The organism is Gracilibacillus boraciitolerans JCM 21714, from assembly GCF_000521485.1.
GTDB lineage: Bacteria > Bacillota > Bacilli > Bacillales > Amphibacillaceae > Gracilibacillus > Gracilibacillus boraciitolerans.
Genome location: NZ_BAVS01000001.1, coordinates 580,434 through 602,908, shown reverse-complemented (window position 1 = coordinate 602,908; position 22,475 = coordinate 580,434). Strand labels below are relative to the sequence as shown.

Sequence of the window (22,475 nt, the reverse complement as noted above, 5' to 3'; positions counted from 1 at the left end):
CACCTCCAATCTCTCTTAAGAAGTTTTATGCAATTTAAGTATTTTTAGTTGGTCATTTTCAAAGCCGACTACTAAATTATACTGCCATTTTCTTTGAGTTTCTTGATAGGAATCGTCTCGAAGGGTAGCTTCAAGATCAACTGTCATATGAATTTCATCATCTTTTTTTTCTGTGATTGTTTTTTTCTTTGTATTCAAACTTATTAAAGACTGAAAAGATCGACGAAAAGTTATATAACTATTTTTATCTTGATAGTGGCTTCCTAACATAGAATATGCATTAACATAGTCTCGTAAAGAAATATTCTCAAAGAAATAGTCTATTAAATATAATGCATCTTCTTCCAGCTTTTCCTGATTTACACGCTGTCCGATTGAAGAGAGGTAAACTAAATCTTCTTCCTTAACATCTTCTATCCAATTTGTTATTTGTTTGTTTACTTGTGTCACTGGAATACTAAAGCCAATATCAGTATCGGCAATTCCAGCTGAATTAATGCCGATTACTTTCCCACTACTTCGTAAAATTAGCGGACCACCACTATTGCCATAAGTGATATTTGCAGAAATCTGATAAACTTCATCATATTGAAAGTTATTTATTGAGAAAGACCGATCTGTTCCCACTATTAATCCAAGTGAAACACTGTTCTGAATTCCTACAGGACTACCGATTGCGATAACTTCATCTCCTATTTCTATTTGTTTTTCTGTTTCAAGTGAAATCGGCTCTAACTGATGTAATTCAGGTACTCTAATGACAGCGAAATCCTCTTCTACGCCGATACCAATCACAGCTGCAGGATATTGCCTTGTATTAGATAATTTAACCATTATCGTGTCTGCATCTTCAATCACATGAGCATTTGTTAGAATATCTCCAGTGTTGTTAATTACAAAGCCAGAACCAGTTTTACTTGTTAAATCATTTGTAGTTTCTATTTGCACGACAGATTTTTGTGTTTGATGAATGATGGTTTTTAAATTCACTTCATTGTAGTTATTTTCAATATTGGTGGCTAGTGTATTTTCAGTTGATAATGGTTGTTTATACCAGTCTCTATAGATAAGAAAAGCTAGAGTGATGGCAATAAGTAATATGAAAACAGCCAAAATAACAGGGATATATTTTCTCCTCTTGTACATTATAATCCTCCGTTGCTTATTCTAAATACCAAGTAATTTCTTCTATTTTAGCTGTTAATCCAACATGATCAGCAGGAATATCGAAATGAGTAAACTCGAAATTCCCAAATTCATCAGGATATAATGTTTCTGGATAAACATATATTTCATTTTCAAGTACTATTTGATCATGTTTATCTGAAATGGAATAACTAACCAGTATAGAGTGTATTGGTACAGTTGCGACACTTTTTAATGTGCCATTTATAACCCACTTATCTTTATCTTCCGTCAGTTTAATATCTATTTGCTCTATCGCATTACTTTCGTTTACTTCCTGTTCCTTTTCAAAAACAGAAAGAGCCTGTTCGATACGTTGCTCTTGCACGGTTTCAAAAGCGGTTTTTTCTTTGTTTACAGTAGCTTTTAAGCTCTCTAACTGTTCAGAGTTTTCGATGACATATAACGTGTCGTCTATTACCCGCATTGCGCGTGAAAACTGAAGATCATCTAATAGTGTTGTTGCTTTCTGATAAGTCATGGCTATTAATTTTTCTTGAATCTGTTCTTTTAATACGATGGCTTTTTCATCAGATATCTCTTCCATTTCCCAAAAAAGATTCTTCAGATCTTCTACAGTAGGATCATTGTTGAATTTATATGAAGATTGTTCTAATATCGTTTGGTTTTTTGTTGCCAGTATATTTATTATGAGTTGATCAACCAAATCACCATTATAATTTTGAATGTCCCGTTCTGCTTGCTGTATGATATCGAACGCTTTCTCAAATTTTTTTTGTTTATTTAATTTTTCGACATTTTGTAAATCGCTTTCAACATTTGTAGCTATGTTTAAAAAGCTAATAACCTCTATTGCTGCAGGGAATTGTTTTTTATAGTCAATCGCTTGTTGAAGTATATGATGTGCTTGGCTGTAATCACCAATTAATGCCATGTCTTTGGCATCCTGATAAAGCGATTTTGCTTGATTAGATTGATAGTTTGTAAATATAGGAATAGAAATAATAATTATCGAAGCAATTACTAATGACAAGGTAGGAAGAAGCCACCATTTTGTTGTTGGTTTTTTTGGTACTGTTCTTTCGTTAAGATCTGCTGGCAGTCTTTTTCCACAGTAAACACAAAATGTTTCCGATTCTTGTACTTGACCACCACAATTAGGACAAAAAGACAAAGTGATACCTCGCTTTCTATATGACCACATTTGGCCTGTGTTATGGACAACAAAGATCTGTCCTCTAAAATACGTGTTTCTAATCGATGGAATTCTTACTCTATTATACCATGAAAAGGTAATAATCTTTTTAAATTATGACAAAAAATAATATCTGCTTTATTAAAATAAGAAATTTAGATATAATATAGATAACATAAAGTAAATGAGGGGTGAAAGCATGGAATCTGTTATTTTTGGTATATTAAGTTTTGTTATTTTAATCGGATGTATAGGATTTAGTATTTTTGACCGTGTCAAATAGACCATTAACCTACAAAACCTCAGTGGAAAAATCTATTGAGGTTTTGTTTTTGCAAGTTTTTTTAATTCAGTTAGTAATGCTAATTGGTACTCCTCATTTTTTTCAAATAAAGCACCATATTGATAAAATTCACCATAATCAATTTGCCATATAATCGAACCGGTAATTTTAAAACTTTTATTTAATATTTTATATGTAATTTGTATATTTAAATTTAAAGGGATTTTTACCAAACAATTAAATTTCATTCCTTTAGGACTTACGTCGAGGATAGAAATATCGCAGGTATTCTGTTTTTCTAAGTGAATTTTGGCTTGCAGAGGTTGCTTAAACTGGTAGCGAAATGCTTCATTTCGTTTAAAATGCATAATAAGATTCATCCTTAATTAATGTGCCATTACGGCTTTCTTATAGTGTTAACCATAGTGGTGATAGAAACCTTTCTACTAAATGAAAATCTCAATTTATACTATAGCATAGAAAAGGAATGATTTGTCGAATTATAAAAGATATAAGAAAATAATCTTTTAATTTTATGAAGTATTTTTCTTTTTTGCACTTTACTTTACATTAATTGAATTATTTAGGATAATTAATATCGTTTAACAAATATTTTTAATCACTGAGTCATTGAATAGGAGGTAACTCGGTAAAATGTCACTTTATTCAGCATCATTAATAACTAAGATTGAAGAGTTGCGAAAGAAAATGACCGTTGTTGCTCTCGAAAAAGGGATTACAAGTAAAGAATCTCTTCATATTAGTCAGGAATTAGATGAACTTTTAAATGATTATGAACAATATAAAAAAAATGAAATATCTGAAAAAAAACACCAGAAATAATTCTGGTGTTTTACTTTTTTGTAAGTGAAATAATCATTTTGAAAGTAGGAATTAGCTTTGTATGGCATCTTTGCTTCGTTTTATCTCCTAGTTAGTATGATTGTTTATATACGGCTCTAATCTGTCCAATCCTTCTTTAATTGTAGCTAGGTTGTAAGCATACGAAAGTCGTAAAAAGCCTTCGCCATATTTGGAAAATGCACTTCCTGGAACTAAAGCAACTTTAGCTTCTTCTGCTAATTGGACAGCAACTGTAAATGAATCTAAGTGAAGATGACTGATGTCGATGAAAAAATAAAATCCGCCATTAGGCAAATATGTAGCTAAATTCATATCCTTTAGCCTAGCGTATACATAATCACGTCTTTCCTGATATACATTTTTCATTTTTTTAGAATCTTCTTGACCATTATTGATAGCCTCTAAAGCACCATACTGACTGATGGAGGAGGGGCAGGATACATTATACTGATGAACTTTCAACATCTGTTTCGCTAACCATTCTGGGGGGGCTAATATGTACCCGATGCGAAAACCTGTCATGGAATGAGATTTAGAAACACCATTTATGATAATAAGTTTATCCCTAATTTCAGCAAATTGTCCTATAGAAAAATGAGGTTGCTCATAAACTAATTCACTATAAATCTCATCAGCAATTAGAAATAAATTATGTCTTTCTATAACAGAAGCGATTTCAGCTAATTCTTCTTTGGACAAGGTAACTCCAGTTGGATTAGAAGGGTAAGGAATTATAATCGCTTTCGTATTAACTGTAATAGATCTTTCAATTTGTTCAGCAGTTATCTTGAAGTGTGTTTCACGTGTGTCTATATGAACCGGTTTGGCACCTGCCAGAATAATTAATGGTTCATATCCGGGATAAACAGGTCCTGGAAGAATTACTTCGTCACCTTCGTTTAATAACGTCCGAAACGTTACATCAATTGCCTGTGAAGCGCCTACCGTTACAATAACTTCATTTTTTGGATCGTAGCTTATTTGATAATTTTTCGAGTAGAAGTTTGAGATCGCCTCCCGTAAAGATAAAATGCCAGCATTAGCTGTATATGCAGTATAATCATTTTCGATTGCTTCTTTTGTCTTTTCTTTTATATGGTCGGGAGTGGGAAAATCCGGTTGTCCGATTGTTAAAGATAAAATATCTTTCTTATCAGCCACCATATTAAAAAATTGTCTTATACCTGAAATTTCAATCCTTTTGACACGATCATTTATAAACTGCTCCATAAAAATCCCCTTTATACCTTTGTATCACTTATAACTATTAAACTTCATGGTGATAATAAATATAAGTATTCAAGAACTAGCATTATTTTATCATAAAATTAAAAAGGGGGGGGATATAAATGGTTAACGAGCTGTGGAAAGAATGGTTAAGAATAAGTGACTATTTATTAATTACAATGCAATCTGAAATGTTTTTTATTCTCTATGTTGTACTAGGGTTATCGATTTTATATTTTGTGTTACAACCATTTATTAGATTTATCATCGCATTGGAATGGAAAGCACTGATGACCTATCTGTTTGCAATTATAATCTCGTTATTGTTAATAAATCAATTTATAGCTGTAGAGGATTGGAGATATGTTTTATATGCTATCTTAATTTTTTCTATTATTCTTAGCATAAAAAGAGGTTTTTCTTTATTACGAAAACATGAAACTAATCAAGGTTAACATTAATTGTATATCTAATAATAAGGAAAGATTAATCAGAGGAAGTTATTTAATAACTTCCTCTGATTAAAATTACTTATTATCTTTTCTTTTATGATAAAAAGGAGAGAGAGCAGAAGATTGATTAGAAAAATAGGAATGGGCTGCTTTAGGTGGTGTAACAGTCCAATTTAAATATTCCTGGAGTATCTTTTTCGACTTATTAAGGGAGAGGGTAGGCTTAGGATTTCGATAGGATTCGTTTAGGTGTCCCAAGTGTGTCAAATGCATATCTTCTTTAGTGGGAGGCATATGTAAATAATACTCTCCAATTTGTACCAGTAATACGGAATGTTGGTGACTATGCTTTGGATTTTTGGAATAGTGCAATCCAATTTTTTTAGCTTTTCTTTCGTGAATCAATTTTTTCATGGTTTCTTTCTTTAATTTATAAAGGTAGGTCGGATCAGGTGCTGTCTTTGCATGACGGTTTACTATAAATAATGCTTGGCCGATATTTTTCACCATCGTATCTGAATTTGTCATGTATTCACCTCCCCCCCTTAATCATTTAACTTTAGTTCATAGCTTTGATATCTTCAACTATTTTTTCCATATTATCTGCTTTCTCGCCATCATATCTTTTAATTGCTTTTCCGTCAGGTGTTACTAAATAAAAGGTTTTAACATGAATCACCTGATCATTGTTTTCAGGTTTCTCAATAAATGCTTTAAAGGAATTTATTGCAAAACTTTTTATTTCATCATCTGAATAACCTGTCAATGCGTTCCAATTATCAAAGGTTCCACCGCGTTTTTCAATATAGTCCTTTAGTATTTCAGGAGAATCATTGGTTGGATCGACACTAAAAGATACAAGTTCAGCATCAATATTTTCTTCTTCTAACATACGTTGTAAACGTGCCATATTAGCAGTCATTGGTGGACAGACCGTTTCACAATTTGTGAAGATCATATCTGCTATCCAAAATTTACCTTCTAATACACTTTTAGAAAATTCTTCTCCATCTTGATTGGTAAAAGTAAAATCTTCAACTTCATAGGAGAATTCCTCCACTTTATTAGTATTTTGGTTGTTATTACCTAATATATTATTGCCACCACATGCTGTTAAGAACATAATAAATAGTAAAACAAACCATGCATTCCTTAACATATAAGCACACCCCATTACTTAATTTTGTTTTAATTGATAGACTGTCATTTCTGGTTTGCAGAAAAAACGATATGGTAATCTGGTTGTCCCAATGCCTCTACTCACATATAATTGCATGGTCGATTACCGACGGAATAATATCCTTCCACATATTTTTCAGCAAGATGTGGGGGGTGTAGAGATAACCAATAAGAGGTAATTGCACCTGACCACCATGACTATGTCCAGATAGTTGAATATCAACAGGGTAGTCTTTAGCAATCTCAGCATAATCTGGTTCATGTGCTAATAGAATTGTCAAAAGATTCTGATCCACTCCTTGAAAAGTCTGATTTATATCAGGCTTTCCAAGGAGCACGTCATCCACACCAATTATATTTATCATATCACCGTTTTTATTAATTTGTCTGTGTCCATTTTGTAACAGTTCAAAACCACTTTGATCAAACAGCTCTTTTAGCATGTTCGTACCATAGCCACCGTGATCATGGTTTCCGTATATCCAATACTTTCCATCCTTTGCTTGTATCTGATCAAGGAGGGTTACTAATCTTTGATTTACTGTATATGTACGTGGATTGTCAATTAAGTCTCCTGTGAACACTACGAGGTCAGCATTTTCTGCATTAATTTTTCTAACTAATTTCTCGAATTGTTCTATTGAATAGTGAAATCCTATATGTGTATCAGAGAATTGAAGTATTTTATAGTTTTCAAAAGCACTCATTACTTTTTTCGATATAATATCGACATAATGAATATCTAACATATTCGGCTCTAATTCTTTTGCATAGTAATACGTGCCACCACTTAGTCCAATTAATGTAATAAAACTGCCAAAGATCCGTTTTAAAAAAGTTCTACGATTCATAAATTTTCAATGCCCTTTCTATTATTACATATCTATATTATAGCATGAAGTGAAATAAGAAAAATGTTAGGTGAACAGTTTACACAAAATTTCTGAAAATATGTTAAAATAATTACGGTGATTGTTCTTATAGCTCCTTCACCAATTGATAAAGGAGTGTAGATATGTCTAGTATATTAAAACAAAAACTAACTGACTTAACCGTAGCTGATCTTATGATTCCAGCTGAAAAGGTAGCCCATGTACAGGAAGGTAACCTTATCGAGCATGCGTTACTCGTACTTGTGGAATCGGGATATTCTTCTGTACCGGTACTTGACTTGGATTTTAAATTAAGAGGAACTATTGCGAAGACGCCGATTCTTAAGAGTATCATGGGAATGGAACGATTTGAGATGGAAAAGCTAGCTGAAACAAAAGTAGAAGAAGTTATGAAAAAAGATCAGCCTACCTTATTAAAAGATACTAATTTTTTAACAAGTTTAAAAATAGTTATTGACCATGCTTTTGCATGTGTGGTAGATGAGCAAGGTTATTTTCTTGGCATTTTAACTAGACGAGCTATTTTAAAAGAAGTAAATAAGTCGATGTATGTCAGTGATTAATAATGTTTGTAAAAGTAATTAAATTTTTGTTACATTTAATTAAAAAAACAATATTGGAGGAACTAAACAATGAAGCAAATGGATGCACATGAGATCATTTCTTACATCTCAAACAGTAAAAAATCTACCCCGGTTAAAGTTTATGTAAAAGGGACTGATTTGGATAAAATTGAAGCAACAGGATCTATTCAAACATTCTTAAATCATTCAAACGGTGTTATTTTTGGTGAATGGAAAGAAGTGAAAGATTTACTTGATACATATAGTAATCAAATTACAGACCATGTAGTAGAAAACGATCGTAGAAATTCAGCAATTCCACTACTTGATACGAAGAATATCAATGCAAGAATTGAACCAGGTGCAATTATCCGAGAACAGGTAGAAATCGGAGATGGTGCAGTTATTATGTTTGGTGCCTTAATTAATATTGGTTCTGTTATTGGAGAAGGAACTATGATCGATATGAATGTTTGTTTAGGCGGGAGAGCTACAGTTGGTAAGAACTGTCACATAGGTGCAGGTGCCGTATTGGTGGAGTTATTGAACCACCTTCTGCACAACCTGTTATTATTGAAGATGGTGTGGTAGTAGGAGCAAATGCTGTTGTATTAGAAGGAGTTAGAGTTGGTGCAGGTGCTGTGGTAGCTGCAGGTGCAATTGTTACTAAAGATGTACCACCAAATACTGTCGTGGCAGGAACACCTGCTAAAGTGATCAAAGAGATCGATGATCAAACAAAAGCTAAAACAGAAATTATGGAAGCATTGCGTAAGCTAGATAATTAATTCATAACTGGACAGGATCTCATATAAGGATCCTGTCTTCTTTATAGCTATATGTCGATGCGGAAGCAGGAGGAAGGATAAAATGAGAAACGATGAGCTAGTGTCTATTAGACGAAAACTACATCAAATACCTGAGCGTGGATTTCAAGAATATAAGACACAGTCTTTCTTAATAGAAACAATTGAAAATATGAATCGAGCAAATATTGAAATCACGAAATGGGAGACAGGCCTGTTTGTTTTTGTGAATGGAAAAAATTCTAATCGAACGATTGCATTTCGAACAGATATAGACGGGTTACCTATCAAAGAAGAAACAGACTTATCATTTAAATCTGAACATCCGGAAAATATGCATGCCTGTGGACATGACTTGCACATGACGATAGCATTAGGAGCTCTGGATATGATTAGTGCGAATCCCATCAATGACAATGTTCTTTTTATTTTCCAACCAGCAGAAGAGGGACCTGGAGGAGCAGCACCAATGCTAGCCTCTAATACGTTTAAGCAATGGCAGATAGATAGTATATTTGCTCTACATATCGCACCTGAATTGCCTGTCGGTACTGTGTCGAGCCGTGAGGGATTACTGTTTGCAAATACGAGTGAGTTGTTTATCGACTTTACTGGAAAAGGCGGACATGCTGCATATCCACATTTAACTAAAGATATGATTGTGACCGCTAGCAGTTTTGTTACACAATTACAACAAATTATCTCTAGAAAAATAGACCTCTTGACAGTGGAGTCATAACAATCGGGAAAATGTCAGCTGGAACGGTTCAAAATATTATTGCAGAGACAGCAAGACTCGAAGGCACGATTCGAACGTTGCAGCCGGAGACTATGAATAAAATAAAAACAGAGTTAGACCATATTATAAGAGGATTTGAAATTGTGTATGATTGCAAAATAGACGTGGATTATGGGTCAATGTATTATCAGGTTAACAATTTAGGGAAATATGTACATCATTTCTCGAAAATAGTTGAAGAAGAAGGGATTCAATTTGTTGAAGCAAATGCAGCTATGACAGGGGGGGAGGATTTTGGTTATTTTCTAAAAGAGATACCAGGTTTTATGTTTTGGCTTGGTGTAGATTCTCCATATGGTCTGCATCACAGTAAACTGAATCCCGCTGAAGATGCTATTCCAATCGGAGTAAAAGCAGTAACTGCAATGATCCAAAATATGTAAAAAAAAAAACTCGCTCTAGTGCGAGAGTGAGTTTTCTGCATATTTTTTAGTTGTTTTTTTGAATATTGACTTGATGTGGGAAAGGAATTTCGATATTGTTTTGATCAAATGCTTCTTTGATACGTTTTCGAATATCTCGTTCCGCACCCCCCCATTGTTCCATATTGACTGTTTTTCCGAGTATTCGCAGCACTACCTCACTTGAACCAAATGCTTGAACACCAAGAACATTTGGTCCATCGACAAAACGACTATCCTGAGCAAATTCTTCACATATACTTTGCAAGACTGTCAATGCTTCATCAATATTGTCATCATAACTAATACCAATGTCAACAAGTGCACGCATATTTCCGCGGGAATGATTACTAACGCCGGCTATTTCACGATTTGGAACGAAATGAAGTGTGCCATCAAATCCTCTGATTTGTGTGGTTCTGAGACCAACTTCTTCCACAATTCCGTCATAACCAGCTGCTGTTACATAATCTCCAACATCAACTTGTTTTTCTAGTAAAATAAAAAATCCCGTTACGATGTCACTCACTAAACCTTGTGCACCGAACGCTACAGCCAGTCCAATGACTCCGGCCCCAGCAAGCAGTGGACCAATTGGCTGTTTAATAATTCCAAAGAACATAACTATAAAAATAAAGATTAACACGTATGAAAATACATTGAGAAGTAGTTTTTCTAATGTCTGTATACGTGCTTCAGATTGTTTTGTTCTTGATTTTTTAAGTGCAGTTTTTATTAATTTTTTACCTATTGGGGGGGCAATAATTAATAATGCAATGATAAGGATAGCAATTTGGATTCCATATCTAATTAAACCGTCCAGAATATACCCCCCCCAATCAATTTTTAACCCCCCCTCTTCAAACATCTATTTTCCTCCTCTATTGATGATAGTACTATCATATTAGAAGCTAGTTTAACTAGCAACTAATATACAAATAATCTCAGATAATAATTTCTAAACGTCATTCATTGAACATATAATAAAAACCGGTTGTATTATCAAGTAGACCCAAACTGCGAACAAGTGACAATTTTGAAAGTATGATGAATGCTAGGCAAAAGCTCCGTCCATTTACTTCGCAGTTTAGTTTTACTTAGTTTTTATTTAAAAAAATAAAGAAAATAAGTCAAAATGGTGGAAATTTATTTCGGTTGCCGTTATATTTATACATACGTAAACAATGGGGGGGGTGCAGACTGGATGGAAACATTTAAGAAACTGAAAGATTTTTATTGGCCTTTTAAAAAGTATTTCTTCTTTTCCGTTTTATTTGTAGTGATTGTAACAGGTATTACTGTGGTATATCCGATCCTGTTACAAATTACGATTGATGACGTTGTAACGCCTGGCAAGTATCAACTAATCCCATATTTAGCAATCGGATTTATGCTAATTATGATTGTAAAAGGTGTGGCCAACTTTTTACAGCAGTATTTAGGTGACCTTTTTGGAGTGAAGTCAGTTTACAGATTACGTGATGAGTTATACAAAAAATTGCAAAGGCTTTCTTTTTCCTATTATGATAATGCTCGAACAGGTGATTTAATGTCGAGGTTAACGATGGATGTAGAAGGGTTTAGGTTTTTCTTGGCAGCAGGGTTTCGAGAACTAATCAGAGTCACTTTATTAATTGTTATTAGTTTAGGGGTAATGTTTTATTATTCTATTCCTCTAGCTTTAGTAACTATGGCAGCAATGCCTTTCTTGGCTGTTGTAGTTTTTAAATTCGATAAGAAAGTGCATCCTGCCTTTCGTAATATCAGAAAATCATTAGGCAGGCTAAATACACGTATTCAAGAAAATGTAAGTGGTATGAATACAGTTAAATCATTATCAAAGGAAGACTTTGAGATCGATCGTTTCACTAACAGTAATGCCGATTACAAGGAAGTAAATATCTTCACGTCTAATATCTGGGCACGATACTTTCCGTTTATGGAATTTATCGGAAATATTAGTATGGTAGCATTGTTGATCTATGGAGGATATTTAGTAATTAATCGCGAACTTAGTTTAGGTGAATTAATAGCTTTCTTTAGTTTAGTAACTTATATTCTAGGACCATTAATGCACTTAGGATTTATCGTTAATCAATTTTCACAAGCAAAAGCTTCTGGAGAGCGTTTGTTAGAAATTTTAGAGGCACCTGAAGATATTGAAGAAGAAGAAGATCCTTTAGTGCCAGAACGTATTAAAGGACATGTAATATTTAAGAATGTAACATTAACATATACAGAAGATGATGCTACTGCACTGAAAGATATTTCTTTTGATGCTTCGCCTGGTAAAGTTATCGGTCTAATAGGCCCTACTGGTGCAGGTAAAACAAGTATTACACAGCTAATTACCAGATTTTATGAGCCAGAAGCAGGTGAAGTATTATTGGATGGCAAACCTATTAGCTCGTATTCCTTGAAATGGTTACGTAAACATATAGGGTTTGTTTTACAGGAATCTTTCTTATTCTCAACAACAATTAAAGAAAATATTGCTTATGGAAATCCGGACGCTTCCATCGAAGAAATTATTGCTGCAGCTAAACGAGCACAGGCACATGAATTTATTATGGAAATGCCAAAAGGTTATGACACGCTTTTAGGTGAAAGGGGGGGTATGGGTCTCTCAGGTGGGCAAAAACAACGGATTGCGATTGCTCGCGCTATTTTAATCGATCCTAGTATTTTAGTCTTGGATGATGCTACTTCCGCTGTGGATATGGAAACAGAGTTTCAAATTCAAAAAGCTTTAAAAGAAGTAATGAATGGAAGAACAACGTTTATTATCGCACATCGCATTTCCTCTTTAAAACATGCAGATGAAATTTTAGTAATGGAACAAGGCCAGATAAAGGAACGTGGAACCCATGATGAATTAATTAATCAAAATGGACCGTATCGAAGAATTTATGATATTCAATATCAGGACAGAGAAATGGTTATGCAGTCTGTTAAGTAAAAGGGAGGGTACAAAAGTGACAAAATCGTTGTCAGTTGAAGAAATGAAAAAAAATAGTCCGCATTTAAAAAGGTTCTATTATCCATTAGATGAAGAGGTGGAAAAACCTTTTAACTGGAACAAATGTTAAGACTTTTATTTTTTTTAAAACCTTTATTCAAAAACGTTAATGCCAGCGGCTATAATCGCTATGTTAATTTCAACTATCGTTCGTTTAGTAGTTCCTATGATAATAGGTAAGATAGTAATTGATCAAGCCATAAAGAACAGCGATATAGGTTTGTTAACATACTTGATAATTGGAATTTCAATCCTTTATTTATTTAATTATGTTGCAAATATGTATCGGATCAAATGGGTAAATATTCTAGGTCAACGTGTTATTCATGATTTGCGTAAAAATTTATTTTCCCATGTTCAACGACTTTCTCATAACTTTTTTGATAATCGGTCGGCAGGATCAATCTTGGTAAGAATACTAAATGATGTAAATTCACTACAAGAACTATTTACGAATGGTATTATAAATCTATTAATGGATATTGTATTGCTTTCAGGTATTATCATTATTTTATTCGTATTTAGTCCACCGTTAGCATTAGCAGTATTAATTATTTTACCGATTATGTTCTTTATTTCTACTAAGTTAAGAAGAAGAATTCGCCGCTCCTGGCAAGATGTACGTATTCAAAAATCTAGATTAAATTCACATTTGAACGAGAGTATGCAAGGAATACGTATTACTCAGTCTTTTTCTCAGGAAAAAGAAAATACTGAATTTTTTAATGGCGTAAACTCTGATAATTATGAAAAAGAGCGTCTAGCAATGAAAAAGAGTGCTTATTTTGGACCATTCGTAGAAATGAGTAATGCTGTAGGTACTGTTATTCTTATTTCTTATGGTGCACATTTGATTATTTCTAACCAGATTGAAATTGGTACATTTGTTTCTTTTGCATTTTATTTAGGGATGTTCTGGGAACCTATTTCGAGACTTGGACAGATTTATAATCAATTACTAGTAGCGATGGCCTCTTCAGAAAGAATATTTGAATTTTTAGATGAACAGCCAAATGTAAAAGAGAAAAAAAATGCAAAGATATTTAAAGATATGAAAGGTAATATTGTATTTGATAAAGTACAGTTTTCATATGATGAATATCGAGTTGCATTACACGAAATTTCACTTGAAATGAAACAAGGGCAAACAGTTGCTCTTGTTGGTCATACCGGATCCGGTAAATCAACAATAGCTAATTTGATTAGCCGTTTCTACGATCCAACTCGCGGTGCAGTTAGAATTGATGGCCATGACTTACGGGATATGCGTTTAGATAGCCTGCGAACGAATATTTCTGTTGTATTACAAGATACATTTATTTTTTCAGGTACGATTATGGAAAATATACGATTTGGTAGACCAGAAGCTAGTGATGAAGAAGTAAAAGAAGCCGCGAAACTTGTTGGTGCCGATGACTTTATCAAACGTTTATCTAATGGTTATCAGACTGAAGTAGAAGAGAGAGGAAATATTCTATCCGCCGGTGAAAGACAATTGTTATCTTTTGCACGAGCTTTACTAGCTGATCCAAGAATTTTAATTTTAGATGAAGCGACCGCAAGTATTGATACCGAAACCGAAGTTAAAATTCAAAAGGCACTTCAAAATCTGTTAAAAGGTCGTACAGCAATTATGATAGCCCATCGTCTTTCAACAATAAGAGAGGCTGATAATATAATTGTCTTAGCGCAAGGTAAGATTCTCGAACAAGGCAATCATGACGAATTAATGAGGAAAAAAGGTGAATATTATCACCTTGTTAAATCTCAATTTGAAATGTTAGATGCGTTATAAGAATAGTTAGTATTTAAATACTATTGTAAAAGTATGAAAAGGGAAACCGGGTGATGAGATACTGGTTTCCTTTTTGAATGTATATGATAAAATAAGATTGATTCTATTTTTGGAGGAGTTTGTATGAAAAGAGAGTTTGCTGTAATTGGATTAGGTCGATTTGGAGGAAGTATTTGTCGGGAACTTAGCGCAGAGGGAATGGATGTATTAGCCATTGATATTTATGAGGATAAAGTAAAAGAATTCAAAAATATAGCTGCGCATGCAGTTATAGCAGATACAACTGATGAGAATGTTTTAAAAGAACTTGGTATTCGAAATTTTGATCATGTTATCGTTGCTATCGGAGATGATATTCAAGCTAGTATTTTAACTACTTTGATGTTAAAAGAACTAGGCATTAATAAAATAACAGTTAAAGCACAAAATGATTATCATGAAAAAGTACTAAATAAAATTGGCGCTGACCATGTTGTTCATCCAGAACGGGATATGGGAAAAAGAATTGCGCACAGTATCATTTCTACTAATATTTTAGATCATTTGGAATTATCTGATGAACATAGTATTGTTGAAGTGAAAGCTGGAAAGAAAATGGACGGGAAGACCTTGATTCAATTAGATATTCGAGCGAAATATGGTTGTAACATTGTTGCTATTAAAGAAGCTGATGAAAAAGGTATAAATGTTTCTCCAATGGCAACACAGAAAATAGAGAAAGACGATATACTCATAGTGATCGGAGCAGACAAAGACATCTCTCGCTTTGAGAAACAGTTGGTTGTTGAGGACTAAGCTGACGAAATTAATTCAACGAACCAGCTGAAATATCTTATTGCTTCTAAAGAAAATATATATGCTTAGTTGACACAAACAGCGAACAAGTGACAATTTTGAAAGTTAGCTGAAGCCGTACCCTTAGGAAAGGGAGTGTTTTTCCGCAGCGACGGATTAAGTCTCATCTACAACTTTTGTGAAGTTTAGCAACTTGTTACTTCGCAGTTTAGTTATTATGCGTATGTTGTATTTATATTAGCTAATAAAAAAGCCCGATGAAAAATCATCGGGCTTTTGGTTATACTTCCATAATAATTGGCAGGATCATTGGTCTGCGTTTTGTTTTTTCAAATAGGAATGGTGCAATTGTATCGGTTATCTCATTTTTAATCTCAGACCATTGAGTTGTTCGTCGTTCCATAACTTTATTTAAGTGTTTAGAGACTAATTTCTGTGCCTCATTAATTAAATCCTCAGATTCTCTCATGTAGACAAATCCTCGAGAAATAATGTCAGGACCTGAGGCAATTCGGAATTCTTTCATATTAATACTTACTACTACCATAACTAAGCCTTCTTCAGAAAGAATACGCCTATCTCTTAATACAATGTTACCAATATCACCAATTCCACTTCCATCCACATAGATGGAACCAGAAGGTATTTTACCAGCAATCGTAGCGTTATCCTTACCTAAAGCTAATACCTCACCATTATCCATAATGAAGCTATCTTTCGGCGGAATACCACATTTAGCTGCTAATTTTGTATGCACCTTTAACATGCGATACTCACCATGAATCGGCATGAAAAATCTTGGTTGAATTAACTTAAGCATTAGCTTTTGCTCTTCTTGACCACCATGACCTGAAGTATGAATATTATTTAAAGGTCCATGAATAACTTCTGCTCCAGCCCGGTAAAGTTTATTAATAGTTCGACTTACGCTAAGTGTATTCCCAGGGATTGGAGAAGAGGAGAATACAACATTGTCGCCAGGTATTATTTGAATTTGACGATGAGTTCCATTGGCAATTCTGGATAAAGCAGCCATTGGCTCACCTTGTGAACCTGTACAAAGGATCGTTACTTCATTCGCTGGATATTGATTAATTTGATGTGCATCAATAAAAGTATTCTTTGGTGCACGAATATAACCAAGTTCTTGTCCAATTTTCATTGCGCCTTCCATACTTCTGCCGAATACAGCCACTTTACGGTTATGTTTTACAGCCGCTTCAATAACTTGTTGTAATCGGTGAATATTGGAAGAAAATGTAGCAAAAATTAATCGGCCATCAACTCGAGAAAAAATATCATTAATACTGTCTCCAACTACTCGTTCAGATAGGGTGAATCCGGGAATCTCACTATTTGTACTGTCTGATAATAAACAAAGAACACCTTCTTTACCTATTTCAGCCATTTTTGTCAGATTTGCTGGTTCTCCAACTGGCGTAAAATCAAATTTGAAATCACCAGTATGAACAATATTTCCCGGTGGTGTTTTTACTACAATACCATAAGAATCTGGAATACTATGTGTTGTTCGAAAAAGGAAACAGCTGTTTTTCTAAACTTAAATACATCGTCTTCTTCAAACGTGTTTAAGTTTGCTGTTCTTAATAATCCGTGTTCATCCAATTTATTTCTGAGTAATCCTATTGCTAACTTACCTGCATAGATCGGCACATTGATCTCTCTGAGAAGGTAAGGAATACCACCAATATGATCTTCATGACCATGAGTAATAAATAAACCTTTAATTTTGTCTTGGTTTTGCACAAGGTAGGTGTAATCAGGAATAACATAGTCAATTCCTAATAACTCATCTTCAGGAAATTTAATACCTGAATCAATTAAAATGATTTCGTCTTGAAATTGAATGCCGTAAGCGTTTTTTTCCAATTTCACCTAAACCACCTAATGCAAAGACTGCTGTTTGATCATTTTTAACAAATTTCATAAGCTAGGCATTCTCCACTTTAAAAAACGGTGATTGTTGTTCATATTCTAAATGTGCCCCATTTAATAATTGGATGAATTCTATGTTTAGATTTTTTTCTTTTAACGATTGTCGAACTTCTTTTTCAGAAGTTGCTTCGATATATAAGCTTTGTGTATGTTCACGTACTGGTACTTCAAAAGCATCTTTTTGATAAAGTACTTTATATATCATATTATCTCTCCTTTAGTTTTTTTTATTTGTTTTTTGATTCTATGGTTTGTTTGGTAGTTCTTGCAATATCTTTTGAACGATTAATTGTAGTTGGAATCTGTTTTCTTCGTAAGGCTTCCCGAATACGTCGTTTTAATTTTTCCTTTAAACGTTTTTAACATTTTAACTGCAAACTCCTTCCTATCCAGAATAGAAAAGAAAGCAAGTATTCAATGAACCGATCCAATCCCTCTTACTATATAGTATAGTATGATTTATGAAATATTGAAACAGAAAAGGCTAAAATAAATAAAATATTTTAATGATTGCCTAAAAATACTTGAGAAATCTTTCTCTTAGCTTTGACAATGACAATTATACTTATTCATTATATTGATACTATAATTACTAATGTTGTTTTTGAAAATATTAAAGGAAGAGGGAATGATCTTGAGAAAAAAGGTTGTGTTTTAAGATAATGACGGAACAATTTTTGACGATAACATACAAATCCAAAATTGCTACTAAAGGTGCGATTAAACAAATACAAAGAAAAGCGGTGTGATTTTTTTCCATTGTTACAGAGAGAGCCCCCCCCTTTATGTTTCAGTAATTATTTAAGTGTTGGATATAACAACATTTATAAGTTTTTATGGTCAAAGTGTATGCATGAAGGGAAGGTTATTCATCAAAATCCGATTGCATTCATTCAATTGAAAGGAATCACTCAATGCAGTGTGGCATATAATCATCCTTTAATATACCAGAGTATTGATAATAGGAAGTATAAGAAGAAAACACCACTTGAAGATGTATACGATTATAAAAAACAGCCTATTTTTCAAGTATTATCATAAATGAAGTGAAAGAACAGCGTGAATTTGCTAATAAAGGGGTAAGTTAATCGATGAAACACTTGTAATTAATTGATTAATATAAAGAGATAGTATACAAATAACCTTCATTCTAAACTGATAAATAATGATGGTAGGTTTAAAATGAAGGAGAATAAAAATTTTAATATTTAATTTCGTTTTTACTTATTGTTCACATGGTTTTGAGTTCTCAGGAATCATAAATGGATCTTCCTTGTTAATATGGTCATAAAACATAATCCCGTTTAAATGGTCGATTTCATGTTGAAAAACAATGGCAGCATAGCCTTTTAATTTTAATTTCACTTCATTTCCATCAAGATCCAATGCTTTTATCGTCATTTTTTGATACCTTGGCACATATCCAGGCACTTCACGATCTACAGATAAACATCCTTCACCGCCAGGTAAATAGGTTTGAGCAACTGAATGACTGACTATTTTTGGATTAAATAGACCATAACTATAGATGTTCTCATCATCATCCTGAAAATGCACTGCCATCATTCGCTTGGTTATTCCAAGTTGAGGTGCAGCTATTCCTACGCCAGCTCTTAAATTATATTTTTCTGCCAGTTCTTCATCTTGACTATTTTTTAGAAATTGGATCATTTCTTTTAATGTATTTTTTTCATCATCTGTAGGAGGTAACTCGACTTCTTTCGCCACTTGTGTTAGCGCGGAATGACCTTCTCTAACAATATCCTCCATTGTAATCATTTATATCAACCTCTCCATAAATATTCATATTAACTATCTTATCGAATAATAAACTAAAAATATACAATTCTGCAATGTAATTTTCAATTTTAAACAATTATTAGCTAAATTTATGTTATAATAAATTCGCTCATTATTAAAGGTATAGTATTAGGGGGATTTAAATTTATGAGGAAATTACAATTGATTGGTTTTGTACTTATATTTCTATTAGTAGCATGCAGTGGAGAATCAGTAGCAAACAAAATGTATAATCATCTTGAAGAAACAGTGACAATTGAGAAAACATTTGTAGAACAACAAGAACCGTTTATGAAATTAGAACAAGAAGAGCAGGAGTTATATAACCAAATAATTGAGCTTTCTGCTGATGAGATGGATAAGGTTACTTCATTATCAGAGCAAGCAATTACCACGGTTGAAGAACGCAAAGAATTACTGAAAACAGAATTAGAAGCGATGGATGCAGCAGAACAAGAATTCTTAAATGTGAAAGAATCTGTCTCAGAATTGGAAGAAGAGCAGAAGAACATAGCAAATGAATTGATTCAAACGATGGAGAGTCGTTATGATACATATCAACAATTAAACGAAGCATTTCATACTTCTTTAGACCAGGATAAAGTATTATATGAATTATTTATGGACAAGGAATTGACAGAAGAGGATTTGCGTGCACAAATTGACAAGGTGAATACTTCGTATGATAAAGTGACGGAACTTAACAATCAATTTAATGAGCTTACCGATCAATACAATCAATTAAAAGAAGATTTTTATGAATCAACTGAATTAAATGTGGTATATGAATAAAGCTTTCGCATTTTGAAAGTTTTTTTTATTTTTTTAAAAGTAATAAAAGTGATCCTATCTTGAACAAAAGTAGTGTTATGTGAATCACATTTACAATGATACAGATAAAAAAACATAGTGAAACAGATATTATAAAAGCGCTTTTATTTCCAAATAATTCGCTCGTAAAACATGCGAAATAAAATTACTTTTAATTGTTACAAAGTGTTTGACCAACCAACTTCAATAAGCTAAACTGTATATGAGTTGAAATTGTACTAGTTTTATTAGTATAATATTATGTAACAGTTTGCTTCATGCATAATCTGATTAATAATAATTCAATTAGGGTATAGCAATGATAATGAAGTTTTGTTACAGATTTTTTAATCTTTTGGGAAAGCTAATTTTGATAAATTTAAATTAGGGAATAAGAAAGGAAGAGGTGAATTCTTTTGGAACGTAGTTTAGAAAAAATTGAAAAACAGTTCGAAATGTTTCAAATTCTGAATGAAGAAGGCATGATAGTTAATGATGAGGCAATGCCTGAACTCTCAGATGAGGATCTTAAAGAAATAATGTATCGTATGGTATACACAAGAATTCTTGATCAACGTGCAATTGCCTTAAATCGTCAGGGACGTTTAGGTTTTTATGCGCCGACTGCAGGACAGGAGCTTCACAGTTGGGTACACAGTTCGCACTTGAAAAAGAAGATTTTATTTTACCTGGTTATCGCGATGTACCTCAAATCATTTGGCATGGTCTGCCTTTATATCAAGCATTCTTATTTTCTCGTGGTCATTACCATGGAAATCAGATGCCTGAAGGTGTAAATGCATTTAGTCCACAAATTATTATTGGTGCTCAATACACACAAGCAGCAGGTGTTGCGTTAGGTATGAAAAAACGTGGTAAAAAATCAGTAGCAATCACCTATACAGGTGATGGGGGGAACTTCTCAAGGTGACTTCTATGAAGGAATTAACTTTGCAGGTGCATATAAAGCACCAGCTATTTTCGTTGTCCAAAACAATCAGTTCGCTATTTCAGTTCCTGTTGAGAAACAAACAGCTGCTAAAACTTTGGCACAAAAAGCAGTTGCTGCTGGTATTGAAGGAATTCAGGTGGATGGCATGGACGTCTTAGCAGTATATGCTGCTACAAAAGAAGCAAGAGAACGTGCAGTAAATGGTGAAGGACCAACTTTAATTGAAACTTTAACATATCGATATGGTCCGCACACCATGGCTGGAGACGACCCAACACGTTATCGTACAGAGGATATGACTACTGAATGGGAGAAGAAAGATCCAATTGTACGTTTCCGTAAATTCTTGGAAGAAAAAGGTTTATGGTCTGAAGAACAAGAGAACGAGGTAATCGAAAAAGCAAAAGAAGAAATAAAAGCAGCGATTAAGAAAACAGATGAACAACCAAAACAAAAAGTAACAGATTTAATCAATAATATGTACGAAGAACTTCCAGCTCACTTGCAGGAACAATTGGAAGAATACAAAGCAAAGGAGTCGAAGTAAATCATGGCTCAAATGACAATGATCCAAGCAATAACTGATGCTTTAAGAGTAGAATTGAAAAATGATGAAAATGTATTAGTGTATGGTGAAGATGTTGGACAAAATGGTGGTGTATTCCGTGCTACGGAAGGATTGCAGGATGAATTCGGGGAAGATCGCGTATTTGATACACCTTTAGCAGAATCTGGTATCGCTGGTATTTCTATCGGTTTAGCTACACAAGGTTTCCGTCCAGTACCAGAAATTCAATTCTTTGGATTTGTGTATGAAGCAATGGATGCGATTAATGGACAAATGGCCCGACTTCGCTATCGTTCTGGTAACACGGTTAGTATGCCCGTAACTATCCGTTCACCATTTGGTGGGGGGGGTGTACATACACCAGAACTTCACGCTGATTCATTAGAGGGATTAATTGCCCAACAACCTGGTATGAAAGTTGTAATACCATCTGGTCCCTATGATGCGAAAGGTCTTTTAATTCAATCGATTCGTGATAATGATCCGGTTGTATTCCTGGAACATATGAAACTTTACCGATCATTTCGTGAAGAAGTTCCAGAAGATGATTATACGATCGAATTAGGCAAAGCAAATGTGGTTCGTGAAGGTAAGGATGTAACGTTAGTAGCTTATGGTGCAATGGTTCATTCCGCATTAAAAGCTGCTGAAGATTTAGAAAAAGATGATATTGATGCAGAAGTTATTGACTTACGCACAGTTATGCCAGTTGATTTTGAAACAATTATTAAATCGGTAGAGAAAACAAATCGTATGGTTATGATCCAGGAAGCACAGCGTCAAGCAGGAATTGCATCCTATGTAGTGTCTAACGTGCAAGAACGAGCGATACTGCATTTAGAAGCGCCTATTTTAACAGTAGCTGCGCCTGATACCGTATATGCATTTACTCAAGCAGAAGAAGTATGGTTACCAAACTATAACGATATTATCGAAAAGGTAAATAAAGTGATGCATTTCTAAGCAACTAAA

At 33.7% G+C, this 22,475-nt stretch carries 18 protein-coding genes and 5 pseudogenes; 12 read left to right on the top strand and 11 right to left on the bottom strand.

All coding sequences use genetic code 11. From position 1 onward, the window contains the following. Positions 1-15: 15 nt before the first annotated feature. The 3 genes from JCM21714_RS03075 to JCM21714_RS03065 form a co-directional block, all read right to left on the bottom strand. Positions 16-1,146, bottom strand: coding sequence for a S1C family serine protease (locus JCM21714_RS03075; RefSeq protein WP_035721727.1), 1,131 nt, complete (start codon positions 1,144-1,146; stop codon positions 16-18). A 16-nt stretch (positions 1,147-1,162) separates the two neighbouring features. Continuing rightward, on the bottom strand, positions 1,163-2,320 hold the full coding sequence (locus JCM21714_RS03070) for a zinc ribbon domain-containing protein (RefSeq protein WP_035721724.1): 1,158 nt from the start codon (positions 2,318-2,320) through the stop codon (positions 1,163-1,165). 336 nt (positions 2,321-2,656) lie between these two features. After that, the gene (locus tag JCM21714_RS03065) at positions 2,657-2,992 is read right to left on the bottom strand and encodes a PilZ domain-containing protein (protein ID WP_035721722.1); all 336 of its coding nucleotides are present in this window, start codon (positions 2,990-2,992) and stop codon (positions 2,657-2,659) included. Positions 2,993-3,278: 286 nt separating this feature from the next. Here JCM21714_RS03065 and JCM21714_RS03060 point away from each other — a divergent pair, with 286 nt between their 5' ends. Next, a complete protein-coding gene (locus tag JCM21714_RS03060; protein WP_035721721.1) occupies positions 3,279-3,467 on the top strand; it encodes an aspartyl-phosphate phosphatase Spo0E family protein in 189 nt (62 codons plus the stop codon). Between the two features lie 87 nt (positions 3,468-3,554). Here the strand turns inward: JCM21714_RS03060 and JCM21714_RS03055 are convergent, their stop codons facing one another. Further along, positions 3,555-4,718 carry an aminotransferase A gene (locus JCM21714_RS03055; RefSeq protein WP_035721718.1) on the bottom strand — a complete coding sequence of 388 codons (1,164 nt, stop codon included), beginning with the start codon at positions 4,716-4,718 and terminating at the stop codon, positions 3,555-3,557. Between the two features lie 119 nt (positions 4,719-4,837). Here JCM21714_RS03055 and JCM21714_RS03050 point away from each other — a divergent pair, with 119 nt between their 5' ends. Continuing rightward, positions 4,838-5,170: a hypothetical protein gene (locus JCM21714_RS03050; RefSeq protein ID WP_035721715.1), complete on the top strand. Its 333-nt coding sequence runs from the start codon at positions 4,838-4,840 to the stop codon at positions 5,168-5,170. 72 nt (positions 5,171-5,242) lie between these two features. Here JCM21714_RS03050 and JCM21714_RS03045 read toward each other — a convergent pair whose 3' ends face one another. The 3 genes from JCM21714_RS03045 to JCM21714_RS03035 all read right to left on the bottom strand — a co-directional run bounded on the left by JCM21714_RS03045 (position 5,243) and on the right by JCM21714_RS03035 (position 7,197). Beyond that, a complete protein-coding gene (locus JCM21714_RS03045; RefSeq protein ID WP_035721712.1) occupies positions 5,243-5,695 on the bottom strand; it encodes a YkyB family protein in 453 nt (150 codons plus the stop codon). Positions 5,696-5,726: 31 nt separating this feature from the next. Further along, positions 5,727-6,326, bottom strand: a complete 600-nt coding sequence (locus tag JCM21714_RS03040; RefSeq protein ID WP_035721709.1) for an SCO family protein — start codon at positions 6,324-6,326, stop codon at positions 5,727-5,729. A gap of 97 nt (positions 6,327-6,423) precedes the next feature. Beyond that, on the bottom strand, positions 6,424-7,197 hold the full coding sequence (locus tag JCM21714_RS03035) for a metallophosphoesterase (protein ID WP_369403405.1): 774 nt from the start codon (positions 7,195-7,197) through the stop codon (positions 6,424-6,426). Between the two features lie 164 nt (positions 7,198-7,361). Here JCM21714_RS03035 and cbpB point away from each other — a divergent pair, with 164 nt between their 5' ends. From cbpB to JCM21714_RS03020, 3 genes and pseudogenes are all read left to right on the top strand, one after another. Beyond that, positions 7,362-7,802 carry a cyclic-di-AMP-binding protein CbpB gene (gene cbpB, locus JCM21714_RS03030; protein ID WP_035721706.1) on the top strand — a complete coding sequence of 147 codons (441 nt, stop codon included), beginning with the start codon at positions 7,362-7,364 and terminating at the stop codon, positions 7,800-7,802. A gap of 69 nt (positions 7,803-7,871) precedes the next feature. After that, a pseudogene (gene dapD / locus JCM21714_RS03025) lies at positions 7,872-8,590 on the top strand (2,3,4,5-tetrahydropyridine-2,6-dicarboxylate N-acetyltransferase). A gap of 82 nt (positions 8,591-8,672) precedes the next feature. Further along, a pseudogene (locus JCM21714_RS03020) lies at positions 8,673-9,790 on the top strand (N-acetyldiaminopimelate deacetylase). 46 nt (positions 9,791-9,836) lie between these two features. Here JCM21714_RS03020 and JCM21714_RS03015 read toward each other — a convergent pair. Further along, a complete protein-coding gene (locus tag JCM21714_RS03015) occupies positions 9,837-10,676 on the bottom strand; it encodes a mechanosensitive ion channel family protein (RefSeq protein WP_035721702.1) in 840 nt (279 codons plus the stop codon). Positions 10,677-11,012: 336 nt separating this feature from the next. Here JCM21714_RS03015 and JCM21714_RS03010 point away from each other — a divergent pair, with 336 nt between their 5' ends. From JCM21714_RS03010 to JCM21714_RS03000, 3 genes and pseudogenes are all read left to right on the top strand, one after another. After that, positions 11,013-12,767, top strand: a complete 1,755-nt coding sequence (locus JCM21714_RS03010) for an ABC transporter ATP-binding protein (protein WP_035721699.1) — start codon at positions 11,013-11,015, stop codon at positions 12,765-12,767. A gap of 43 nt (positions 12,768-12,810) precedes the next feature. Then, a pseudogene (locus JCM21714_RS03005) lies at positions 12,811-14,622 on the top strand (ABC transporter ATP-binding protein). A gap of 123 nt (positions 14,623-14,745) precedes the next feature. Then, the gene (locus JCM21714_RS03000) at positions 14,746-15,417 is read left to right on the top strand and encodes a potassium channel family protein (protein ID WP_035721696.1); all 672 of its coding nucleotides are present in this window, start codon (positions 14,746-14,748) and stop codon (positions 15,415-15,417) included. Between the two features lie 280 nt (positions 15,418-15,697). Here JCM21714_RS03000 and rnjA read toward each other — a convergent pair. After that, positions 15,698-17,365: pseudogene (gene rnjA / locus JCM21714_RS02995) on the bottom strand (ribonuclease J1). A gap of 3 nt (positions 17,366-17,368) precedes the next feature. Then, positions 17,369-17,578 (bottom strand): DNA-dependent RNA polymerase subunit epsilon, encoded by a 210-nt coding sequence (locus tag JCM21714_RS02990; RefSeq protein ID WP_035721693.1) that lies wholly within the window; start codon positions 17,576-17,578, stop codon positions 17,369-17,371. Between the two features lie 644 nt (positions 17,579-18,222). On the opposite strand from JCM21714_RS02990, the gene JCM21714_RS19675 reads away from it, so the two are divergent. Further along, the gene (locus JCM21714_RS19675; protein WP_148294950.1) at positions 18,223-18,414 is read left to right on the top strand and encodes a hypothetical protein; all 192 of its coding nucleotides are present in this window, start codon (positions 18,223-18,225) and stop codon (positions 18,412-18,414) included. Between the two features lie 183 nt (positions 18,415-18,597). On the opposite strand, the gene def is transcribed toward JCM21714_RS19675, so the two are convergent. After that, positions 18,598-19,152, bottom strand: coding sequence for a peptide deformylase (def, locus tag JCM21714_RS02985; protein ID WP_035721691.1), 555 nt, complete (start codon positions 19,150-19,152; stop codon positions 18,598-18,600). 168 nt (positions 19,153-19,320) lie between these two features. Here def and JCM21714_RS02980 point away from each other — a divergent pair, with 168 nt between their 5' ends. The 3 genes and pseudogenes from JCM21714_RS02980 (at position 19,321) to JCM21714_RS02970 (ending at position 22,466) form a co-directional block, all read left to right on the top strand. Continuing rightward, positions 19,321-19,965 carry a YkyA family protein gene (locus JCM21714_RS02980; RefSeq protein WP_035721688.1) on the top strand — a complete coding sequence of 215 codons (645 nt, stop codon included), beginning with the start codon at positions 19,321-19,323 and terminating at the stop codon, positions 19,963-19,965. A gap of 473 nt (positions 19,966-20,438) precedes the next feature. Then, positions 20,439-21,482: pseudogene (gene pdhA / locus JCM21714_RS02975) on the top strand (pyruvate dehydrogenase (acetyl-transferring) E1 component subunit alpha). 3 nt (positions 21,483-21,485) lie between these two features. After that, positions 21,486-22,466 carry an alpha-ketoacid dehydrogenase subunit beta gene (locus JCM21714_RS02970; protein ID WP_035721686.1) on the top strand — a complete coding sequence of 327 codons (981 nt, stop codon included), beginning with the start codon at positions 21,486-21,488 and terminating at the stop codon, positions 22,464-22,466. The last annotated feature ends 9 nt before the right edge of the window (positions 22,467-22,475 follow it).